This is a genomic window from Bifidobacterium choloepi, assembly GCF_010667615.1.
GTDB lineage: Bacteria > Actinomycetota > Actinomycetes > Actinomycetales > Bifidobacteriaceae > Bifidobacterium > Bifidobacterium choloepi.
This window is the reverse complement of sequence record NZ_VYSG01000001.1, coordinates 792,834-811,517: the sequence shown is the minus strand read 5'-3', so window position 1 is coordinate 811,517 and position 18,684 is coordinate 792,834. Positions and strand designations below refer to the sequence as shown.

22 protein-coding genes and 1 pseudogene are annotated in these 18,684 nt (G+C 63.6%); 22 read left to right on the top strand and 1 reads right to left on the bottom strand.

All coding sequences use genetic code 11. The features are described from left to right. Positions 1-370: 370 nt before the first annotated feature. The 3 genes and pseudogenes from rplM to glgX all read left to right on the top strand — a co-directional run. Positions 371-823 carry a 50S ribosomal protein L13 gene (gene rplM, locus F6S87_RS03345; RefSeq protein ID WP_163227208.1) on the top strand — a complete coding sequence of 151 codons (453 nt, stop codon included), beginning with the start codon at positions 371-373 and terminating at the stop codon, positions 821-823. Between the two features lie 23 nt (positions 824-846). After that, positions 847-1,332 (top strand): 30S ribosomal protein S9, encoded by a 486-nt coding sequence (gene rpsI, locus F6S87_RS03340; RefSeq protein WP_163227207.1) that lies wholly within the window; start codon positions 847-849, stop codon positions 1,330-1,332. Between the two features lie 286 nt (positions 1,333-1,618). Then, a pseudogene (gene glgX / locus F6S87_RS03335) lies at positions 1,619-3,841 on the top strand (glycogen debranching protein GlgX); the annotation flags it as partial. Between the two features lie 145 nt (positions 3,842-3,986). Here glgX and F6S87_RS03330 read toward each other — a convergent pair. Further along, on the bottom strand, positions 3,987-5,147 hold the full coding sequence (locus F6S87_RS03330; protein WP_163227205.1) for an ROK family transcriptional regulator: 1,161 nt from the start codon (positions 5,145-5,147) through the stop codon (positions 3,987-3,989). Positions 5,148-5,583: 436 nt separating this feature from the next. Between F6S87_RS03330 and adhE the strand changes: the two genes are divergently transcribed. The 19 genes from adhE (at position 5,584) to rplF (ending at position 18,684) form a co-directional block, all read left to right on the top strand. Continuing rightward, positions 5,584-8,352: a bifunctional acetaldehyde-CoA/alcohol dehydrogenase gene (gene adhE, locus F6S87_RS03325; protein ID WP_163227204.1), complete on the top strand. Its 2,769-nt coding sequence runs from the start codon at positions 5,584-5,586 to the stop codon at positions 8,350-8,352. Positions 8,353-9,321: 969 nt separating this feature from the next. Continuing rightward, a complete protein-coding gene (locus F6S87_RS03320) occupies positions 9,322-10,404 on the top strand; it encodes a YwiC-like family protein (protein ID WP_163227203.1) in 1,083 nt (360 codons plus the stop codon). A 397-nt stretch (positions 10,405-10,801) separates the two neighbouring features. Continuing rightward, positions 10,802-11,110: a 30S ribosomal protein S10 gene (rpsJ, locus tag F6S87_RS03315; RefSeq protein WP_004268570.1), complete on the top strand. Its 309-nt coding sequence runs from the start codon at positions 10,802-10,804 to the stop codon at positions 11,108-11,110. 16 nt (positions 11,111-11,126) lie between these two features. Continuing rightward, the gene (rplC, locus tag F6S87_RS03310; RefSeq protein ID WP_163227202.1) at positions 11,127-11,777 is read left to right on the top strand and encodes a 50S ribosomal protein L3; all 651 of its coding nucleotides are present in this window, start codon (positions 11,127-11,129) and stop codon (positions 11,775-11,777) included. 5 nt (positions 11,778-11,782) lie between these two features. Further along, a complete protein-coding gene (gene rplD, locus F6S87_RS03305; protein ID WP_163227201.1) occupies positions 11,783-12,445 on the top strand; it encodes a 50S ribosomal protein L4 in 663 nt (220 codons plus the stop codon). A 5-nt stretch (positions 12,446-12,450) separates the two neighbouring features. Next, positions 12,451-12,747 carry a 50S ribosomal protein L23 gene (gene rplW, locus F6S87_RS03300; RefSeq protein WP_163227200.1) on the top strand — a complete coding sequence of 99 codons (297 nt, stop codon included), beginning with the start codon at positions 12,451-12,453 and terminating at the stop codon, positions 12,745-12,747. Between the two features lie 36 nt (positions 12,748-12,783). Continuing rightward, entirely contained in the window at positions 12,784-13,614 is an 831-nt protein-coding gene (rplB, locus tag F6S87_RS03295) for a 50S ribosomal protein L2 (protein WP_163227199.1), read from the top strand. A gap of 15 nt (positions 13,615-13,629) precedes the next feature. Further along, the gene (gene rpsS, locus F6S87_RS03290) at positions 13,630-13,908 is read left to right on the top strand and encodes a 30S ribosomal protein S19 (protein WP_022860087.1); all 279 of its coding nucleotides are present in this window, start codon (positions 13,630-13,632) and stop codon (positions 13,906-13,908) included. Between the two features lie 20 nt (positions 13,909-13,928). Next, positions 13,929-14,288: a 50S ribosomal protein L22 gene (rplV, locus tag F6S87_RS03285; RefSeq protein WP_163227198.1), complete on the top strand. Its 360-nt coding sequence runs from the start codon at positions 13,929-13,931 to the stop codon at positions 14,286-14,288. Positions 14,289-14,290: 2 nt separating this feature from the next. After that, a complete protein-coding gene (rpsC, locus tag F6S87_RS03280; protein WP_163227197.1) occupies positions 14,291-15,109 on the top strand; it encodes a 30S ribosomal protein S3 in 819 nt (272 codons plus the stop codon). Between the two features lie 8 nt (positions 15,110-15,117). Beyond that, positions 15,118-15,537, top strand: coding sequence for a 50S ribosomal protein L16 (rplP, locus tag F6S87_RS03275; protein ID WP_163227196.1), 420 nt, complete (start codon positions 15,118-15,120; stop codon positions 15,535-15,537). After that, positions 15,537-15,794, top strand: coding sequence for a 50S ribosomal protein L29 (rpmC, locus tag F6S87_RS03270; protein ID WP_163227195.1), 258 nt, complete (start codon positions 15,537-15,539; stop codon positions 15,792-15,794). The genes rplP and rpmC overlap by 1 nt, the downstream gene beginning before the upstream one ends. Beyond that, positions 15,794-16,054, top strand: a complete 261-nt coding sequence (gene rpsQ, locus F6S87_RS03265; protein ID WP_163227194.1) for a 30S ribosomal protein S17 — start codon at positions 15,794-15,796, stop codon at positions 16,052-16,054. The genes rpmC and rpsQ overlap by 1 nt, the downstream gene beginning before the upstream one ends. Positions 16,055-16,182: 128 nt before the next feature. Further along, complete coding sequence (gene rplN, locus F6S87_RS03260) at positions 16,183-16,551, top strand: 50S ribosomal protein L14 (RefSeq protein ID WP_163227193.1); 369 nt, start codon at positions 16,183-16,185, stop codon at positions 16,549-16,551. A gap of 2 nt (positions 16,552-16,553) precedes the next feature. Next, positions 16,554-16,889, top strand: a complete 336-nt coding sequence (rplX, locus tag F6S87_RS03255; RefSeq protein WP_163227192.1) for a 50S ribosomal protein L24 — start codon at positions 16,554-16,556, stop codon at positions 16,887-16,889. Beyond that, positions 16,886-17,458 (top strand): 50S ribosomal protein L5, encoded by a 573-nt coding sequence (gene rplE / locus F6S87_RS03250; RefSeq protein WP_163227191.1) that lies wholly within the window; start codon positions 16,886-16,888, stop codon positions 17,456-17,458. Before rplX ends, rplE begins: the two co-directional genes overlap by 4 nt. A 1-nt stretch (position 17,459) precedes the next feature. Beyond that, the gene (locus F6S87_RS03245) at positions 17,460-17,645 is read left to right on the top strand and encodes a type Z 30S ribosomal protein S14 (RefSeq protein WP_163227190.1); all 186 of its coding nucleotides are present in this window, start codon (positions 17,460-17,462) and stop codon (positions 17,643-17,645) included. An 80-nt stretch (positions 17,646-17,725) separates the two neighbouring features. Continuing rightward, positions 17,726-18,124, top strand: a complete 399-nt coding sequence (gene rpsH / locus F6S87_RS03240; protein ID WP_163227189.1) for a 30S ribosomal protein S8 — start codon at positions 17,726-17,728, stop codon at positions 18,122-18,124. Positions 18,125-18,144: 20 nt separating this feature from the next. Further along, positions 18,145-18,684 (top strand): 50S ribosomal protein L6, encoded by a 540-nt coding sequence (rplF, locus tag F6S87_RS03235; protein ID WP_163227188.1) that lies wholly within the window; start codon positions 18,145-18,147, stop codon positions 18,682-18,684.

The following is an 18,684-nucleotide window of genomic DNA, read 5'->3' as shown; positions in this document are numbered from 1 at the left end:
ACGATTCATCCCCAAGATGTCACGAACCCGAGCTTCCAGCTCGGGTTCGTGACATTCCGGGAAGGAAGCGGCATCCGTCTTGCCCTGTCTTGCCTTCCCGGGCATTTTCATTGGGTGCGCCGGCGTGTCGGGTCGCTGGAAGGGTTGGGAAAATGTCAAGGGCTGAGTTACACTTGGAGATTGTTGTGTTTCCCTAAAGGGGTCCTTCAAAGCGCTTTCCCACTCGCCAACAGGACTTTCAGGGAGCCCACGGTTAATGAGATTGGGACTAGATCGGACGGATGGATCGTTCGGCCATATCTAACCACTATGGCGACGATTCTCCCCGGGACAGTGACAGTCCGAAACACAATAGATAGAAAAGGTAATAATGAAAACCTTCACACCGAAACCAGCTGACCTGTCTCACGACTGGTACGTCATCGACGCCTCCGACGTCGTCCTTGGCCGCCTTGCCACCCACGCTGCCAACCTGCTGCGCGGCAAGAACAAGCCGACCTTCGCGCCGCACGCCGATTCCGGCAACTACGTCGTCATCATCAACGCCGACAAGATCGCGCTGACCGGCAACAAGATGGGCAAGGAACTGTACAGCCACTCCGGTCGTCCCGGTGGCCTGCGTCGCGACAGCTATCAGCAGCTCATGGCTGCCGGCAAGCCGGAGCGCATCATCATGTCCGCTGTCAAGGGCATGATGCCGAAGAACAAGCTTTCGAAGGTCCAGCTGACTCGTCTGCGCATCGTCTCGGGCGCCGAGCACCCGTACGGTGGCCAGCAGCCGAAGGTCTACGAGATCGAGCAGATCTCCCAGCAGGCCAAGTGAACCGAAGGAGAGATCAAGTAATCATGGCTGAAAACACCAACAACTCCGCGGTTGAGGCTGAAGAGACCGTCGCCTACACTTCCGAGACCAACTCCGGCGCCGGCACCGGCACCTCCACCATCGCTCCCTGCTACGGCACCGGCCGCCGCAAGGAAGCCGTCGCCCGCGTCCGCCTGGTCCCGGGCACCGGCGAGTGGAAGATCAACGGCCGCACGCTGGAAGAGTACTTCCCGTCCAAGCTGCTGCAGCGTGAAGTCAACTCGCCGATCGTGCTCCTCAAGCTCGAGGGCAAGTTCGACGCCATCGTCCTCGTCGACGGCGGCGGCACTACCGGCCAGGCCGGCGCCATCCGTCTCGGCGTGGCTCGCGCCCTGAACGCCGTTGACCGCGAGGCCAACCGTCCGGCCCTGAAGAAGGCCGGCTTCCTGACCCGCGACGCCCGCGTTGTCGAGCGCAAGAAGGCCGGCCTGCACAAGGCCCGCCGCGCTCCGCAGTTCTCGAAGCGTTGATCCCGCCGGTTCCTCACGGAACCGACAGTGGCTATCTGCAAAAAAGTGGCGGTTCGTCCGCCACTTTTTTGCATGTGCCGGCACGATTCCCGCGAAGGAGCCGCGAACCGTACCGACGGCCCAATTACTCGTTACTCGTGACTCGTGACCGGTACCTGTCACGAGTCACTTGTCACCCGGCAGCCGCCATGCAGCCCCGTTCCACCGGGTCCACCAGCCGGGCCGACCCTTCTTGCATGCCGAGTTTTTTCCCGCGCACCGGACGCAGTCCCCTAGAATGGAACGCATGCAGCTGCCACGATTGCATCGGTACGCCACGCGCCCCGGGCTGTATTTCGACGACGAGGGAGGGGCCGACGTCATCGTGCGCTCGGAAACGGCCGAGCAGTTGTGGCTGTGCATTCTCGAGCCGGTCAACGGGCCGTCGGCGTTCTACAACGAGTCCGTCAAGATCATGGATCGCGACTCGCTGACGCAATTCTTCCAGCAGGCCCACCACCACGACATCTATACGCGCGTGGTCGAGCAACTCGGCATGCGCGAGACGCTGATCAAGATGGAGGGGCCGAACTACGGCCTGTGGTACGTCCACCTCAAGAAGGCCTGGGACGGCATGCAGTACGGCTTCCGCGCCGAGGGCGCGTGGGATCCGGCGCACGGCCTGCGGTTCAATCCGAACAAGTTCCTGCTCGACCCGTTCGGCAAGGGCATCGACGGCGAGATGACGCTCGACCCGGCCGCGTTCTCCTACGAATGCCAGCTCGAGGACGGGCGCATCGTCGGCAGCCCGATGGGCGCCATCAGCAAGATCGACTCGCTCGGCTCCGTCCCGGTCTCCGTCGCCGTCGACGACCGCGACAAGGCCAAGCACGCCGGCGATCCGGTCCATCCGCACGTGCCGTGGAGCAAGACCGTCATCTACGAGGTCCACGTCAAGGGCTTCACGGCGAACGCGCCGTGGCTGCCGCCCGAACTGCGCGGCACCTACGCCGGCCTCGGCCATCCGCGCACGCTGTCCTACCTGCAGCGGCTCGGCGTGACCAGCATCGAGCTGCTGCCGATCCAGGCCAAGCAGCCGGAGATGTTCCTGCAGGAGGCCGGCCTGCCGAACTACTGGGGCTATTCGACGCTCAACTTCTTCTCGCCGGAGCCGAGCTACGCCACCGAGGCGGCGCGCCGGGCCGGCGCCACCGCCGTGCGCCAGGAAGTCATCGACATGGTGAAGTCGCTGCACGAGGCCGGCTTCGAGGTGCTGATGGACGTCGTCTACAACCACACGTGCGAGGGCGACAGCCAGGGGCCGACCGTCTGCTGGCGCGGCCTCGACAACCTGACGTTCTACCGCCAGCAGCAGCACAACGTCGGCGAGCTCGAGGACACGACCGGCTGCGGCAACACGATCGACTTCACGAACACGCACAACGTCACGTTCGCGGCCGACAGCCTGCGGTACTGGGCGAAGAGGATCGGCATCGACGGCTTCCGCTTCGACCTTGCCGTCTCGCTGGCGCGCCTCAACGGCCAGTTCACGGCCTACCATCCGTTCCTCTACGCGCTGCGCTCCGACCAGCTGCTCGGCAACATGAAGCTCATCATGGAGCCGTGGGACCTTGGCAGCCAGGGCTGGCGCACCGGCCAGTTCCGCCAGCCGTTCGGCGAATGGAACGACCGCTTCCGCGACTCGGCGCGCACGTTCTGGATTTCCGACGTCGCGCAGCCGTCGACGAATCCGTACGGCAACATCGGCATGCAGGAAATGGCGACGAGGATGTGCGGCTCGGCCGACCTGTTCGCGACCGACCCCGGCCGCGGCGCGACGAGCTCGATCAACTACATTACGTCGCACGACGGCTTCACGCTCGCCGACCTGACGATGTACGTGCACAAGCACAACGAGGCGAACGGCGAGAACAACAACGACGGCGCGAACGTCAACCATTCGGCGAACTTCGGCGTCGAGGGTCCCGTCGACGATCCGGTCGTCAACCGCCGCCGCGAGCGCACGATCCTCAACATGCTCGGCACGCTGCTGCTCTCGCTCGGCACGCCGATGCTCCTCGCCGGCGACGAGTTCGGCAACACGCAGTACGGCAACAACAACGCGTACTGCCAGGACAACGACATCACGTGGCTGGACTGGGACTGGCTCGAGGACGATTCATCGCCGCAGAAGCGCATGATGGAGTCGGTCGCCGAGCTCGTCGCCATCCGCAAGTCGCTCGGCATCTACACGCACGAGGACTTCTTCACGCGCCTGTCGCAGCTTGGCCTGCTCAAGCCGTCGTCGCGCGTGCAGTGGCTGCTGCCGGACGGCACGACGCCGATGGAAAGCGACTGGTTCAACACGGCGCTGCGGTCGTTCACGATGCGCCTGCGCACGTCGGAGGAGACGTCGGTCGCCATCGTCGTCAACGGCTCGCGCGAGTCGCTGGACTTCCACATGCCGCGCGACTGCGAGTGGCAGGTGCTGTGGAGTTCCTGCCAGACGGCCGGCGAGACGCCGGCTCCTTCCGCCGAGCCCGGCGCCCCCGACAACCTCTGGACCTTCCCGCCGGTGACGATCAGCCTGCTGACCGAGGGCGACCTGCTGATGTAATTGTCCCGGATGTCACGGACCCGGGCTGAAAAGCCCGGGTTCGCGACATCCGGAGGCCCTACTGGCAGATCCTGTACGGATGGTCGAGGTATTCGCGCACGAGCACGAGCGCGGCGCCGATGACGTCCTGCTCGTCGATGTTCAGGCTGCGACGCATGCGGAACGCCGGGGGAGCGGACGGATCGTTGTGCTCGATGGCGTTGACGCGCGAGTACAGCGTCGCGATGTCGTCGTCGTCGAGATAGTGCGCGGCCTGGCCGCCGACGATGATGTCCATCGGGATGACCGAGCGCATGTTCGCGATGGCCTGCGCGAGGTTGTCGAACCATTCGTTGAGCCGGTGGCGGTGGTTGACCTCGCCCTGCTCGAGCACCGAGAAGAAGCCCGGCAGGCTCTCGCCCTCCTCGGGCAGCATCGGCAGCGAGCAGTAGGCGTTGACGCAGCCGCGGTTGCCGCAGCTGCACATCAGGCCGTCGCGCACGAGCGTCATGTGGCCGATCGTGCCGGCGTTCGACGGCTGGCGGCGCCGGTGCAGCGTGCCGTCGACGATGACGGCGCTGTTGACGGACGGTCCGACGGAAATGTACGCGGCGTCGTCGATTGTCGGGTCGTGCCAGAGTTCCGCCATCGCCTCGGCCTCGTCGTGGCGGACGAGGATGCAGCGCTGCTGCGTGACCTGCGCGATCGTCGCGAGCGGCAGGTTGCGGTCGGCCCATTCGGCGTCGGACGCCACCGACAGCTCGGGGCCGTTGACGGACACGGTGCCGGAAATCGCGATCGCGACGCCGAGCACGTGGCTGCCCTTCTTCTCGACTTCGGCGGCGAACTCCTCGACGAGCGTGCCGACGCGCCGGTAGTAGGACGCCTCGTTGTGGAACGGGATCTGGCGCCGGCGGCGCATGATCGTGTTGCCGTGCAGGTCGATGGCCTGCACGACGAGCTCGGTCGACCTCATCGCGACGCCGATCGCGAGGAAGTGCTGCGAGTTGAACGTGAACGTCTGCGGCTTGCGGCCGCCGGTCGACTCCTGCAGCTCGGCGCGGATGACGAGCCCCTGCTCCTCGAGCGCGTTGAGGTTCTCGGTGACGGTCGGCAGGCTCAGGTTGATCTGGCGGGCGATGTCCTGCTTCGTGGCGGGGTCGCCGCGGTACAGCATCGTCAGCAGCGCGATGCGGTTGCGCTGCTTGACGGTGGTGCCGGCGTTGTCGTCGGTCTTCATCGTGTTCGTCGTTCCTCCCAAAAATTGAACGATTCTTGCTCTCGAAACTCCTGCCACTACTTATAGCAAAACCCTTCGCAAAAGGTTGCGGAGATTCTGTGCTTTTCGAAAGGGCCTTGATGGAAGTCGGAATATGGTGGACAAAATCGTGTTGTGCGGTACGGCTTAAAACCGAACAAAATGTTTCAAATGGGGCGAATCGTTCGGAAATATTTTCAAAAGAAGAACGGTTGCAAACATGAAACAAACAGAAACTCACAAACCGCCGCGACACGGCCGAGGCTGGAAAAAGTTGGCCCCGGTTCGCTAGATTTGTGAACTAGGTCACCCACGGCGCTGTAGGGTCTCGCGGGTTGACAACCACCAACCGGCCGCTCATGTCAGGCGGCAGACGATTGATGTCCGGCGAGCGTGGCCGGGTTATCGAGGAGGATTAATGGCAGAAGCAAAGAAGGACGAGCGCGTCGAGGAGCAGCAGAAGGCTGCCGAAACCGCCGCCGCCGTCAAGCCGACCGCCGAGGAGAAGCAGGCGGCCGCACAGGCCGAGGTCGACGAGCTCGTCGGCCGTGCCCTCAAGGCGCTCGACGAGTTCGAGAAGCTCGACCAGGAGACCGTCGACCGCATCGTGGCCAAGGCTTCCATCGCCGCCCTGAACAAGCACCTCGTGCTGGCCAAGATGGCCGTCGAGGAAACGGGCCGCGGCCTGGTCGAGGACAAGGCGACGAAGAACATCTTCGCCTGCGAGCATGTCACGAACTACATGGCCGGCAAGAAGACCGTCGGCATCATCAACTCCGACGATGTCCTCGGCATCGACGAAGTCGCCGAGCCGGTCGGCGTCGTCGCCGGCGTGACCCCGGTCACCAACCCGACGTCGACGGCCATCTTCAAGTCGCTGATCGCGCTGAAGACCCGCTGTCCGATCGTCTTCGGCTTCCACCCGGGCGCCCAGAAGTCGTCCGTCGCCGCCGCGCGGATCGTGCGCGACGCCGCGATCGAGGCCGGCGCCCCGGAGAACTGCATCCAGTGGATCGAGCACCCGTCGATCGAGGCGACCGGCGCGCTGATGAAGCACCCCGGCGTCGCGACGATCCTCGCCACCGGCGGCCCGGGCATGGTCTCCGCCGCCTACTCGTCCGGCAAGCCGGCCCTCGGCGTCGGCGCCGGCAACGCCCCGGCCTACATCGACACCAATGTCGATGTCCAGCGCGTGGCCAACGACCTCATCCTGTCGAAGCACTTCGACTACGGCATGATCTGCGCCACCGAGCAGGCCATCATCGCCGACAAGGACATCTACGACCCGCTGGTCAAGGAACTCAAGCGTCGCAAGGCCTACTTCGTCAACCCGGAGGAGAAGGCGCTGCTCGAGCAGTACATGTTCGGCTGCACCGCCTACTCGGGCGAGACGCCGAAGCTCAACTCGGTCGTCCCGGGCAAGTCCCCGCAGTTCATCGCGCACGCCGCCGGCTTCGAAATCCCGGAGGACGCGACCATCCTCGCCGCCGAGTGCGCCGAGGTCGGCGAGATGGAACCGCTGACGATGGAGAAGCTGTCCCCGGTCCAGGCCGTCCTGAAGTTCTCCGACAAGGAGCAGGGCTTCGAGATGTGCGAGGAAATGCTCAAGCACGGCGCCGGCCACACCGCCGCCATCCACTCGAACAACGAGGACCTCGTGCGCGAGTACGGCCTGCGCATGCACGCCTGCCGCATCATCTGGAACTCCCCGAGCTCGCTTGGCGGCATCGGCGACATCTACAACTCGATCGCCCCGTCGCTGACGCTGGGCTGCGGCTCCTACGGCGGCAACTCGGTCTCCGGCAACGTCCAGGCCATCAACCTGCTCAACATCAAGCGCATCGCTCGGAGGAACAACAACATGCAGTGGTTCAAGATCCCGGCCAAGACGTACTTCGAGCCGAACGCGATCAAGTACCTGCGCGACATGTACGGCATCGAGCGTGCCGTCATCGTCTGCGACAAGGTCATGGAGCAGCTCGGCATCGTCGACAAGATCATCGACCAGCTGCGCGCCCGTTCCAACCGCGTCACGTTCCGCATTGTCGACTACGTCGAGCCGGAGCCGAGCGTCGAGACCGTCGAGCGCGGCGCCGAGATGATGCGCGAGGAATTCCAGCCGGACACGATTATCGCCGTCGGCGGCGGCTCGCCGATGGACGCCGCGAAGATCATGTGGCTGCTCTACGAGCACCCGGAAATCTCGTTCTCCGACGTGCGCGAGAAGTTCTTCGATATCCGCAAGCGCGCGTTCAAGATCCCGCCGCTGGGCCAGAAGGCCAAGCTCGTGTGCATCCCGACCTCGTCGGGCACCGGTTCGGAAGTGACGCCGTACGCCGTCATCACCGACCACAAGACCGGCTACAAGTACCCGATCACCGACTACGCGCTGACGCCGTCCGTCGCGATCGTCGACCCGGTCCTGGCCCGCACGCAGCCGCGCCGCCTCGCGTCCGACGCCGGCTTCGACGCGCTGACCCACTCGTTCGAGGCCCTGGTCTCCGTCTATGCCAACGACTTCACCGACGGCATGGCGTTCCACGCCGCGAAGCTGATCTGGGACAACCTCGCCGAGTCGGTCAACGCCGAGCCGGGCGAATCGAAGAAGAAGGCCCAGGAAAAGATGCACAATGCCGCCACGATGTCCGGCATGGCCTTCGGCTCCGCCTTCCTCGGCATGTGCCACTCGATGGCCCACACGATCGGCGCGCTGTGCCACATCGCCCACGGCCGCACGAACTCGATCCTGCTGCCGTACGTCATCCGCTACAACGGCCAGGTGCCGGAAGAGCCGACGAGCTGGCCGAAGTACTCGAAGTACATCGCGCCGGAGCGCTACGCCGAGATCGCCAAGATCCTCGGCGTCAAGCAGGGCAAGACCGTCGAGGAGACCGTCAACAACCTGGCCGACGCCGTGGCCGACTACCGCGACAACAAGCTGGGCATGAACAAGTCCTTCCAGGAATGCGGCGTCGACGAGGACTACTTCTGGAGCATCCTCGACCAGATCGGCATGCGCGCCTACGAGGACCAGTGCTCCCCGGCGAACCCGCGCATCCCGCAGATCGAGGACATGAAGGACATCGCGATCGCCGCCTACTACGGCGTCTCCCAGGAGGAGGGCCACAAGCTGCGCGTCGAGCGCCAGGGCGTCGCCGCCGTCGAGGAAGCCTCCGAGCGCCTCTGATTGCGCCGCGCGGCGTGCCGGCTGACCGGCGTGCCAGTCTTACCGGTTTGCCGGCCTGACCGGCTTGCCGGCCTGACCGGCTTGACAGTCTGACCGACCGGCCGTCCTTTCGCGATGATGAGGGCGGGTTCCGACCAACATATGCAACATATGCCGATCGGAACCCGCCCTCATCGTCGTCTGGGGGCTTCTCCTGTTCCGCTATCGTGAGGCAGCTGCCAATACGGTCGCGGAATTGGCGGGAACCTCACGCTTATTGCCTGCAAGCGTGGGGCTCCTGCCAGTGTGGCCGTGAAAGTGGTGACAGCCTCATGCTTGCGGGCTGCTGGCGTGAGGCCGCTGCCAGTGTGGCCGCGAAGGTGGCGAGAACCCCACGCCTGCGGCTGGTTGGCGTGGGGCTTTCGCCAGTTTGGCCGTGAAAGTGGCAGGGGTCTCACGTTTGGCGTGAGGCTCCCGCCAGTTCGACCGTAAAAATGACAGGAGCCTCACGCTCAGGCCCCCTTGTGCGTGAGTTGGTTGACACGTTCTCGATGAAACCGGCGATTGCCCCACGCCGGGCAACATCCTCGTCGGCCCATTGCTCGAGCCTGGCGTCAATCCTGCGTTTTCATGGTCCCGCCTCCCGTGCGTGCCACTTTTTGGTATCAAAAAGTGGCACGCGAATACACTTTTTGATACCAAAAAGTGGCAGCCTGGCTTTGCGTGACCTGGCTGGGTCCTGGATTGGCTTGCCGGAAAGGGGCTCTTGTGAGGATGATCGTGCGGTATTCCGCATGGCACCTTTATATATAGGTGCTGTCTTTGCCTGTTCGCGTCACGAAAGCAAAGAGGAATGGTTGCTGGCCGGGGAAAGCGCCCGAGACCGGCATCCCCGCCAAGACGGAGGAATCGTGCCGAAGAAGTGGGCGAGTGGGAGGGATTCGGCGGCGAGGCTGGAAATTTTCCCGGCGCTTTCCTACGCTGGGGCGCATGGGAAGTAGCAAGTCGGCGAAGAGAAACCGCCGCAGGAAGAGGGTGGCGTCGCAGGCGGCGACGATCCGCGCGCAGCGCCGCGCCGACGAGCGCCGGCGCCACGACGAGCAGATGGCCGTCGCGTCGCGGCAGCTGGACGCGACGGCGGCAAGCCGGAAGCAGTCGGCGGTAGCCGGCCGCGCGCGCGAAAAACAGGCCGCGCCAGCGGTATCGGCCGCACCGGCGGCACCGGTGCCGGTTGACCGCACGCATGACAGACGCGCCGGCGGCCGTCGTCATCCGGTGAACTGGCGGCTGTGGCGGTCGAACCAGCCGGGCGGCTGGGTGATGGCGATGTCGCCGGCGCTGGCGGGAGTCGTGCTCGGGAGGGTCGGCTGGAACGCGTTCTGGCTGTTCTGCCTGTGGGCGCTGTGCTACTGCGTGCAGTTCACCGCCGCGCGCTGGTTCAAGTCGCATTTCCGCCCGACCTACCTCGCGCCGATGCTGAGCTACGTCATCGTGCTCGCGCTGGCGGGGCTGCCGTTCGTCGTGCTGCATCCGGGCATCCTGCGCTGGGCGCCGTGGTTTGTGCTGCTCGTCGCCGTCAGCATGCTCGGCGCGTACCTGCGCCGCGAACGCAGCCTGTGGGCGAACGCCGCCGCCGTGCTCGCGTCGTGCTCGATGGTGCCGGTCATCTATTCGTATTCCGCCGGCATTCTCGAGATCTTCCAACCGGCGCTCGACCGGCGGCCGGGCCTGCACACGTGGTGGCCGCCGTACTCGCTCGAGCAGACGGCGGTGACGTGCGCGCTGGCCTTCGTGGCGTTGCAGTTCGCGTCGGTGCTGTTCGTCAAGACGATGATCCGCAACCGCGGCAGCCGCGCCTACTACGCCGCGTCGATCACATGGTGCATACTCGTCGCGTTCGCCGGCTTCGAGACGAACCTGACGCTCGGCATTCTCGGCTGCCTGCTCGCCCTGAAGGCGACGATCCTGCCGCCGATATCCCTTGCCCGCCGCTGGCCGCCGAAGGCCGCCGGCATCGCCGAGGCGGTGACCGCCGTCGTCGGCTTCTTCATGATCGTCTGCAGTCTCTATTGAGCTGCGTGACGATTCGTCGTTGCCGGCGAGGCATTGTCAGTTGGTCACGATTCTTCCGCGAGAATCGTGACCAACTGTCGTTTCTGACGGAATCATGATGATTCGTCACGACTGGAGGGCCGAAAACGAGGAGGCGACGGGGGCTTCGAGAACGACACGCCCGGAGTGAATAGAATCTCGGGGTGATGCTTAAATAAGACAGTTGCCTGTTTAAGGCTCGCAAATTGGAATCAAAAAAGCGAGCGTAACACAAGGAGCCGCGTCAGCGGCTTTTTGCATGGTTACGCACTGATGTGGATGGCCCCGGGGCGGTGTACGCCCTGTAGTGGCTTGTTCGCCGGTGCCCTTGAGCAGGTTAGTCAAGTAGAACACGAATCGCTAGAAAGGGCGGAAGGCAATGGCGGGACAGAAAATCCGCATCAGGCTTAAGTCCTATGACCATGAGGTCATCGACCAATCGGCGAAGAAGATCGTCGAAACGGTGACGAACGCGGGTGCAACTGTGGTTGGCCCGGTTCCGCTCCCGACCGAGAAGAACGTTTACTGCGTGATCCGTTCTCCTCACAAGTACAAGGATTCTCGCGAGCATTTCGAGATGCGCACGCACAAGCGCCTCATTGACATTGTGGACCCGACCCCGAAGGCCGTGGACTCCCTGATGCACATTGATCTGCCCGCAGATGTCAACATCGAGATCAAGCTGTAAGGGAGGAGGGAACCGCATGTCTCAGAAAGCTAATCGCAACGCGCTGCTGGGCAAGAAGCTCGGCATGTCGCAGGTGTGGGACGAGAACGGCTTCTTCGTTCCCGTCACGCTGATCGACGTTTCCACCAACGTCGTCACCGCCGTCAAGACCGAGGAATCCGATGGCTACAAGGCCGTCCAGCTCGGCTATGGCCAGGTCGACCCGACGAAGATCACCAAGCCGATGGCCGGTCACTTCGCCAAGGCCGGCGTCACGCCGCGCCGTCACCTCGCCGAGGTCCGCACGGACGACGTCGAGAACTACCAGCCGGGTCAGGAACTGACCGCGGAACTCTTCCCGGAAGGCGCCCAGGTCGACGTGACCGGCACCACCAAGGGCAAGGGCTTCGCCGGCACCATCAAGCGCTGGGGCTTCAAGTCCTATCGCCGTACGCACGGTTCGCACAAGAACGAACGTCGTCCGGGTTCGGTTGGCGCATGCGCCACGCCGTCCCGCATCCTCAAGGGCAAGCGCATGGCTGGCCGCATGGGTCACGACACCAACACCGTGCTGAACCTGACCATCGTGTCTTCGGACGTTGAGAACGGCATCATCGCGGTCAAGGGCGCTGTCCCGGGCCCGAAGAACGGCATCGTTCTCGTCCGTTCGGCAGTGAAGGGAGCCTGATTTAAATGGCAAACGTTACTCTGAACGTCACCGATAACCAGGGACAGGCCGCCGGCACCGTCGAGGCTCCGGCCGAGGTCTTCGGCTTCTCCGCCGAAGAGGTCCAGGCTCACGTCCCGCTGATCCACCAGGTCGTCATCGCGCAGCTCGCCGCTGCTCGCCAGGGCACCCACGCGGTCAAGAACCGCGCCAAGGTCTCCGGCGGCGGCCGCAAGCCGTGGAAGCAGAAGGGCACCGGCCGTGCCCGCCAGGGCTCCATCCGCGCTCCGCAGTGGTACCACGGCGGCGTCGTCTTCGGTCCGACCCCGCGCGACTACTCGCAGCGCACCCCGAAGAAGATGAAGGCCGCGGCCCTGCGCTACGTCCTGTCCGACCGCGCCAACAACGGCCGCGTTGCCGTCGTCGACTTCAAGGTCGACAAGCCGTCGACGAAGGCCGCGATTGCCGCGCTGTCCCCGATCACCGGCGACAAGTTCACCACCGTCGTGCTGTCCCGCGACAACATCGACGAATGGCTGTCGGTGCGCAACATCCCGACCGTTCATCCGATTTTCGCTGACCAGCTCAACACCTACGACGTGGTGACCGCCCAGTACGTGGTGTTCTCCAAGGAGGGCTACGAAGCCTTCCTGGAAGCCAAGGTCGAGCCGGCAGTTAAGGAGGCCTGATTTCAATGGTCGCAATCCACAAGCCCGCACACGACATCATCCTCAAGCCGGTTGTTTCCGAGAAGAGCTACGCCCTGTCCGACATGGGCCAGTACACCTTCGTGGTGGCTCCGACCGCCAACAAGGTCCAGATCAAGCAGGCTATTGAGGAGATCTTCAAGGTCAAGGTGACGAACGTCAACACCCTCAACCGCGCCGGCAAGCGCCAGCGCACCCGCACCGGTTACGGCCAGCGCGTCAACGAAAAGCGCGCCATCGTGACCGTGGCAGAGGGTCAGTCGATCGACATCTTCGGTAACTGAAGGTTAGCCGAGAAAAGTTAAAGGAAGAACTAGATTATGGCTATCCGCGTTTATAAGCCGACGACTCCGGGCCGTCGCAACGCGTCCGTCTCGGATTTCTCCGATCTGACGCGCTCGACTCCTGAGAAGTCGCTGGTTCGCAAGCTCAGCAAGACTGGCGGCCGCAACTCGTACGGTCGCATGACGTCCCGTCACCGCGGTGGCGGCCACAAGCGTCAGTACCGTCTCATCGACTTCCGTCGCTGGGACAAGGACGGCGTGCCCGCGACCGTGGCTCAGATCGAGTACGATCCGAACCGCTCCGCCCGCATCGCCCTCCTGCACTACGCCGACGGCGAGAAGCGCTACATCATCGCTCCGGAAGGCATCAAGCAGGGCGACCGCATCGAGACCGGTGCGCAGGCCGACATCAAGCCGGGCAACAACCTGCCGCTGAAGAACATCCCGACCGGTACGATCGTCCACGCGATCGAGCTCCGCCCGCTCGGCGGCGCGAAGATCGCCCGCTCGGCCGGTGCCGCCGTCCAGCTCGTCGCCAAGGATGGCGCCTACGCCCAGCTGCGCATGCCGTCCGGCGAAATCCGCAACGTGCTCGCCGAGTGCCGCGCCACGATCGGCGAGGTCGGCAACTCCGACCACGCCAACATCCAGCTCGGCAAGGCTGGCCGCGCCCGCTGGATGGGCAAGCGCCCGATCACCCGCGGCGAGTCCATGAACCCTGTCGATCACCCGCACGGCGGTCGTACCCGCGGTGGCAAGCCGCCGGTCTCTCCGTGGGGCAAGGGCGAGGTTCGTACTCGTCGTCCGAAGAAGGCTTCGAACAAGATGATTGTTCGTCGTCGTCCGAATGGCAAGAACCGCAAGTAAGGGAGTGTCGAATAGATGACTCGTAGCATCAAGAAGGGCCCCTTCGTCGACGCCCACCTGCAGAAGAAAGTCGACGAGCAGAACGAGAAGGGCACGCACAACGTCATCAAGACGTGGTCGCGCCGTTCGATGATCACCCCTGATTTCATCGGACACACCTTCGCTGTTCACGATGGTCGCAAGCACGTCCCGGTCTTCGTGACCGAGTCGATGGTCGGCCACAAGCTCGGTGAGTTCGCCCCGACGAAGACCTTCAAGGGTCACGTCAAGGACGACAAGAAGTCGCGCCGCTAAAGGTAGGAGAGTAAAGACACATGGAAGCTAAGGCAATTGCTCGTCACGTCCGCGTGACGCCGCGCAAGGCTCGCCGCATGGTCGACCTCATCCGAGGCAAGCAGGCGACCGAAGCCATCACCATCCTGAAGTTCGCTCCGCAGGACGCCAGCACCCCGGTGCTCAAGGTTCTCCAGAGCGCCATCGCCAACGCGCGCGTCAAGGCCGAGAAGGCCGGCGAGCCGTTCCGCGAGAACGACCTGTACGTCAAGGAGACCTACGTGGACGAAGGCGTGACGCTCAAGCGTTTCCGCGCCCGCGCCCAGGGCCGCGCCGCTCGCATCAACAAGCGCACGGCTCACATCACGGTCGTCGTCGCCAGCAAGGAAGGAGCCCGCTAAAGATGGGTCAGAAGATTAATCCCTTTGGCTATCGCCTGGGCATCACCGAAGGCCACCGTTCCAAGTGGTTCTCGGACTCCAACAAGGTCGGCGAACGCTACCGTGACTTCGTCCTCGAAGACGACGCCATCCGCAAGGCCATGAACAAGGACCTCGAGCGTGCGGGCGTGTCCCGCATCGTCATCGAGCGCACCCGTGACCGCGTCAAGGTCGACATCCACACTGCCCGCCCGGGCATTGTGATCGGCCGCCGCGGCGCCGAGGCCGAGCGTGTCCGCGCCAAGCTCGAGAAGCTCACCGGCAAGCAGGTCCAGCTCAACATCTTCGAAGTGAAGAACCCGGCGCTGGACGCCCAGCTGGTCGCCCAGGGCATCGCCGAGCAGCTGACGAACCGCGTGACCTTCCGTCGCGCCATGCGCAAGGCCCAGCAGGACGCCATGCGCGCCGGTGCGAAGGGTATCCGCATCAAGCTCTCCGGCCGCCTCGGCGGTGCGGAAATGAGCCGTTCCGAGTTCTACCGCGAGGGCCGCGTTCCGCTGCAGACCCTCCGCGCCCTCATCGATTACGGCTTCTTCGAGGCCAAGACGACCTACGGTCGCATTGGCGTCAAGGTCTGGATCTACAAGGGCGACATGACCGAGCGTGAGTTCGAAGAGCAGCAGGCCCAGCAGGGCAACAACGGTCGCAACGGCCGCCGCGGCGATCGCCGCCAGCGTCGTGGCAACCGCGGTGCCCAGCGTCAGCAGAACGCCGCGACCGAGGCCCCGAAGGCCGAAGCCGCCGCCGCTGAAGCTCCGGCTGCAACGGAAACGAAGGAGTGAGCTGAGAAATGCTTATCCCAAAGAGGACCAAATATCGTAAGCAGCATCGCCCGGACCGCCACGGCATGTCCAAGGGCGGCAACGAGATCGCGTTCGGCGAGTTCGGTATCCAGGCGCTGGCTCCGGCCTACGTCACCAACCGCCAGATCGAGGCTGCTCGTATTGCAATGACCCGTTACATCAAGCGTGGTGGCCGTGTGTGGATCACGATCTTCCCGGATCGTCCGCTCACCAAGCACCCGCTCGGTGCCCGAATGGGTTCCGGTAAGGGCGCTCCGGAATTCTGGATCGCCAACGTTCACCCCGGTCGCGTGATGTTCGAGATCGGTGGCGTTTCTGAGGACGTCGCTCGCGAGGCTCTGCGCCGCGCCATCGACAAGCTTCCGATGAAGTGCCGTGTTATTGCTCGTGAAGGCGGTGACATCTGATGGCAGTCGGTACTGCAGAATACAGCATCAAGAATCTGAACGAGAAGACCAACGCCGAGATTGAGGAGTTCCTCAAGAAGTCGAAGGAAGAGCTGTTCAACCTGCGCTTCCAGCACGCGACCGGTCAGCTCGACAACACGGCTCGCCTCAAGGCCGTCAAGCACGACATTGCCAGGATGTATACTGTCCTGCGCGAGCGCGAGCTCGGCATCAGCCAGGAACCCGAGGCAACCGACACGAAAGCTGAGGAGAAGTAATGGCTGAAGAGCGTAATTTCCGCAAGGTTCGTCGCGGTTACGTCGTGTCCGACAAGATGGACAAGACGATTTCCGTCGAACTCGAACTGCGTACGACCCACCCGCTCTACGGCAAGGTCGTCCGTACCACCCGCACGGTCAAGGCCCATGACGAGAACAACGAAGCGCACGTTGGCGACCTCGTGAGCATCATGGAGACTCGTCCACTGAGCAAGACCAAGCGTTGGCGTCTCGATAGCATCATCGAGCGCGCTAAGTAAACAAGTTCGGCAAGGCTCCGCTTGTCACCCTCCTTTGTCGGGGAGAATCGTTTAAATACTGTATTTGGAACGATTCTCCCCGACAAAGGCGGGTGCCTGGGGAGAACCAGCTCGGCTAAGGAGAATCAATGATTCAGCAGGAAACGCGGCTTCATGTCGCCGACAACACGGGTGCGAAGGAACTCCTCTGCATCCGAGTGCTCGGCGGATCGAAGCGACGCTATGCCGGCATTGGCGACGTGATCGTCGCCTCCGTCAAGGATGCCATCCCTGGCGGGTCGGTCAAGAAGGGCGACGTGGTCAAGGCCGTCGTCGTCCGCACCGTCAAGGAGCACCGTCGCGAGGACGGCTCCTATATCAAGTTCGACGAGAACGCCGCCGTCATTCTCGGCTCCGGCCGTGAACCGAAGGGCACTCGTATTTTCGGACCGGTTGGTCGTGAGCTGCGCGGCAAGCGCTTCATGAGGATCGTGTCCCTCGCCCCGGAGGTGATCTGATTATGGTAGCCAAGATCAAGAGCGGCGACCAGGTCGTGGTCATCCGCGGCAAGGACCGCGGCAAGGAGGGCAAGGTCCTCCGCGTGCTCAAGGACGATCGCCTGATCGTCGAGGGCGTGCAGATCGTCAAGAAGCATGTCCGCGCCACCCAGCAGGGCCAGCAGTCCGGCATCGTCTCCGTCGAGGCTCCGATCCATCGCTCCAACGTGATGCTCGTTGACCCGGAGACCGGCAAGCCGACGCGCGTGGGCGTGGTCGTTAAGGAAGAAGCCCGCGACGGCAAGGTGAAGACCGTGCGCGTGCGCGTGGCCAAGAAGTCCGGAAAGGAGCTCGCATGACGGATACCACTGTCGAAGCGCCCCAGACTCCGCGCCTCAAGACCCAGTACACCGACGTCATCGTCCCGGAGCTTGAGAAGGAATTCAAGCACGACAACCCGATGCAGGTCGCTCGCGTCCAGAAGGTCGTCGTCTCCATGGGTGTTGGTGCCGCCGCCCGCGACTCCAAGCTCATCGAAGGCGCCGTCCGCGACCTGACCGCGATCACCGGCCAGAAGCCGAAGGTCACGAAGGCCAAGAAGTCCGTCGCCCAGTTCCACCTGCGCGAGGGCCAGGCCATCGGTGCGTACGTCACGCTGCGTGGCGACCGCATGTGGGAATTCCTCGACCGCCTCCTGACGCTGGCTCTGCCGCGCATCCGCGATTTCCGCGGCATCAACGGCCACCAGTTCGACGGCCAGGGCAACTACAACTTCGGCCTGACCGAGCAGTCCATGTTCCACGAGATCGATCCGGATTCGATCGATCACACCCGCGGCATGGACATCACCGTCGTGACCAGCACCAAGGATGACAAGGAAGCCTATGCGCTCCTGAAGCACCTCGGCTTCCCGTTCAAGGAGAACTGAAATGGCAAAGACTTGTCTTAAGGTCAAGGCGAACCGCAAGCCGAAGTTCAAGGTGCGCGCGTACACGCGTTGCCAGGTCTGCGGCCGCCCCCACTCCGTCTATCGCAAGTTCGGTCTGTGCCGTATCTGCCTTCGCGAGAAGGCGCACCGCGGCGAACTGCCAGGCGTTACTAAGTCCAGTTGGTAAATATCGACGCTGAAGGTCCGCGGCTCTGTCCAGTAGGGCAGGGCGGCGGAAACCGCGGCGAGAAAGGGCGTTAGCCCATAATGACAATGACAGATCCGATCGCAGACATGCTTACGCGTCTGCGTAATGCGAGCGCGGCCAAGCACGAAACCGTGGATATGCCGTACTCCAAGTTCAAGGCGAACATCGCCGAGATCCTGAAGCGCGAAGGCTACATCGCCGATTTCAGCGCCAAGGAAGCCAAGGTTGGCCAGACTCTTGAGATCACGCTCAAGTACGGCAAGCACGGCGAGCGTTCCATCCAGGGCATCAAGCGCGTGTCCAAGCCGGGCCTTCGCCGCTACGCGAAGTCCGACGCACTGCCGATGCCGCTCGGTGGCCTGGGAATCGCCATCATCTCGACCTCGTCGGGACTGATGACTCAGAAGGAATGCCTCGACCGGGGCATTGGTGGCGAAGTCGTCGCCTTCGTGTGGTGAGAAAGGAGAGCTGAACTACTATGGCATCGCATATTGGCAAGCTCCCTGTCGTCATCCCGGCAGGCGTGGAGATCACCATCAACGGCCAGGACTTCTCGGCCAAGGGCCCGAAGGGCACCGACTCCTTCGTCATCCCGGAGGGCATCACGGCCTCCGTCGAAGGCAACGAGATCATCCTGACCCCGAAGGACGATTCGCGTGACATCCGTGCCAAGCACGGTCTGGCCCGCGCTCTCGCCGCTTCGATCGTCAAGGGCGTTTCCGAGGGCTACTCGAAGACCCTGGACATCATCGGCACCGGTTACCGTGCGCAGATGAAGGGCAAGGGCATCGAGTTCTCGCTCGGCTACTCCCACACCATCACCGTCGAGCCGCCGGAGGGCATCACCTTCGAGCTGCCGAACCCGAACCAGGTGATCGTCAAGGGCATCGACAAGCAGGCCGTCGGCCAGGCTGCCGCCAACATCCGCAAGCTTCGTGCTCCGGAACCCTACAAGGGCAAGGGCATCAAGTACTCGGACGAGACGATCCGCCGCAAGGCTGGAAAGGCTGGTAAGTGA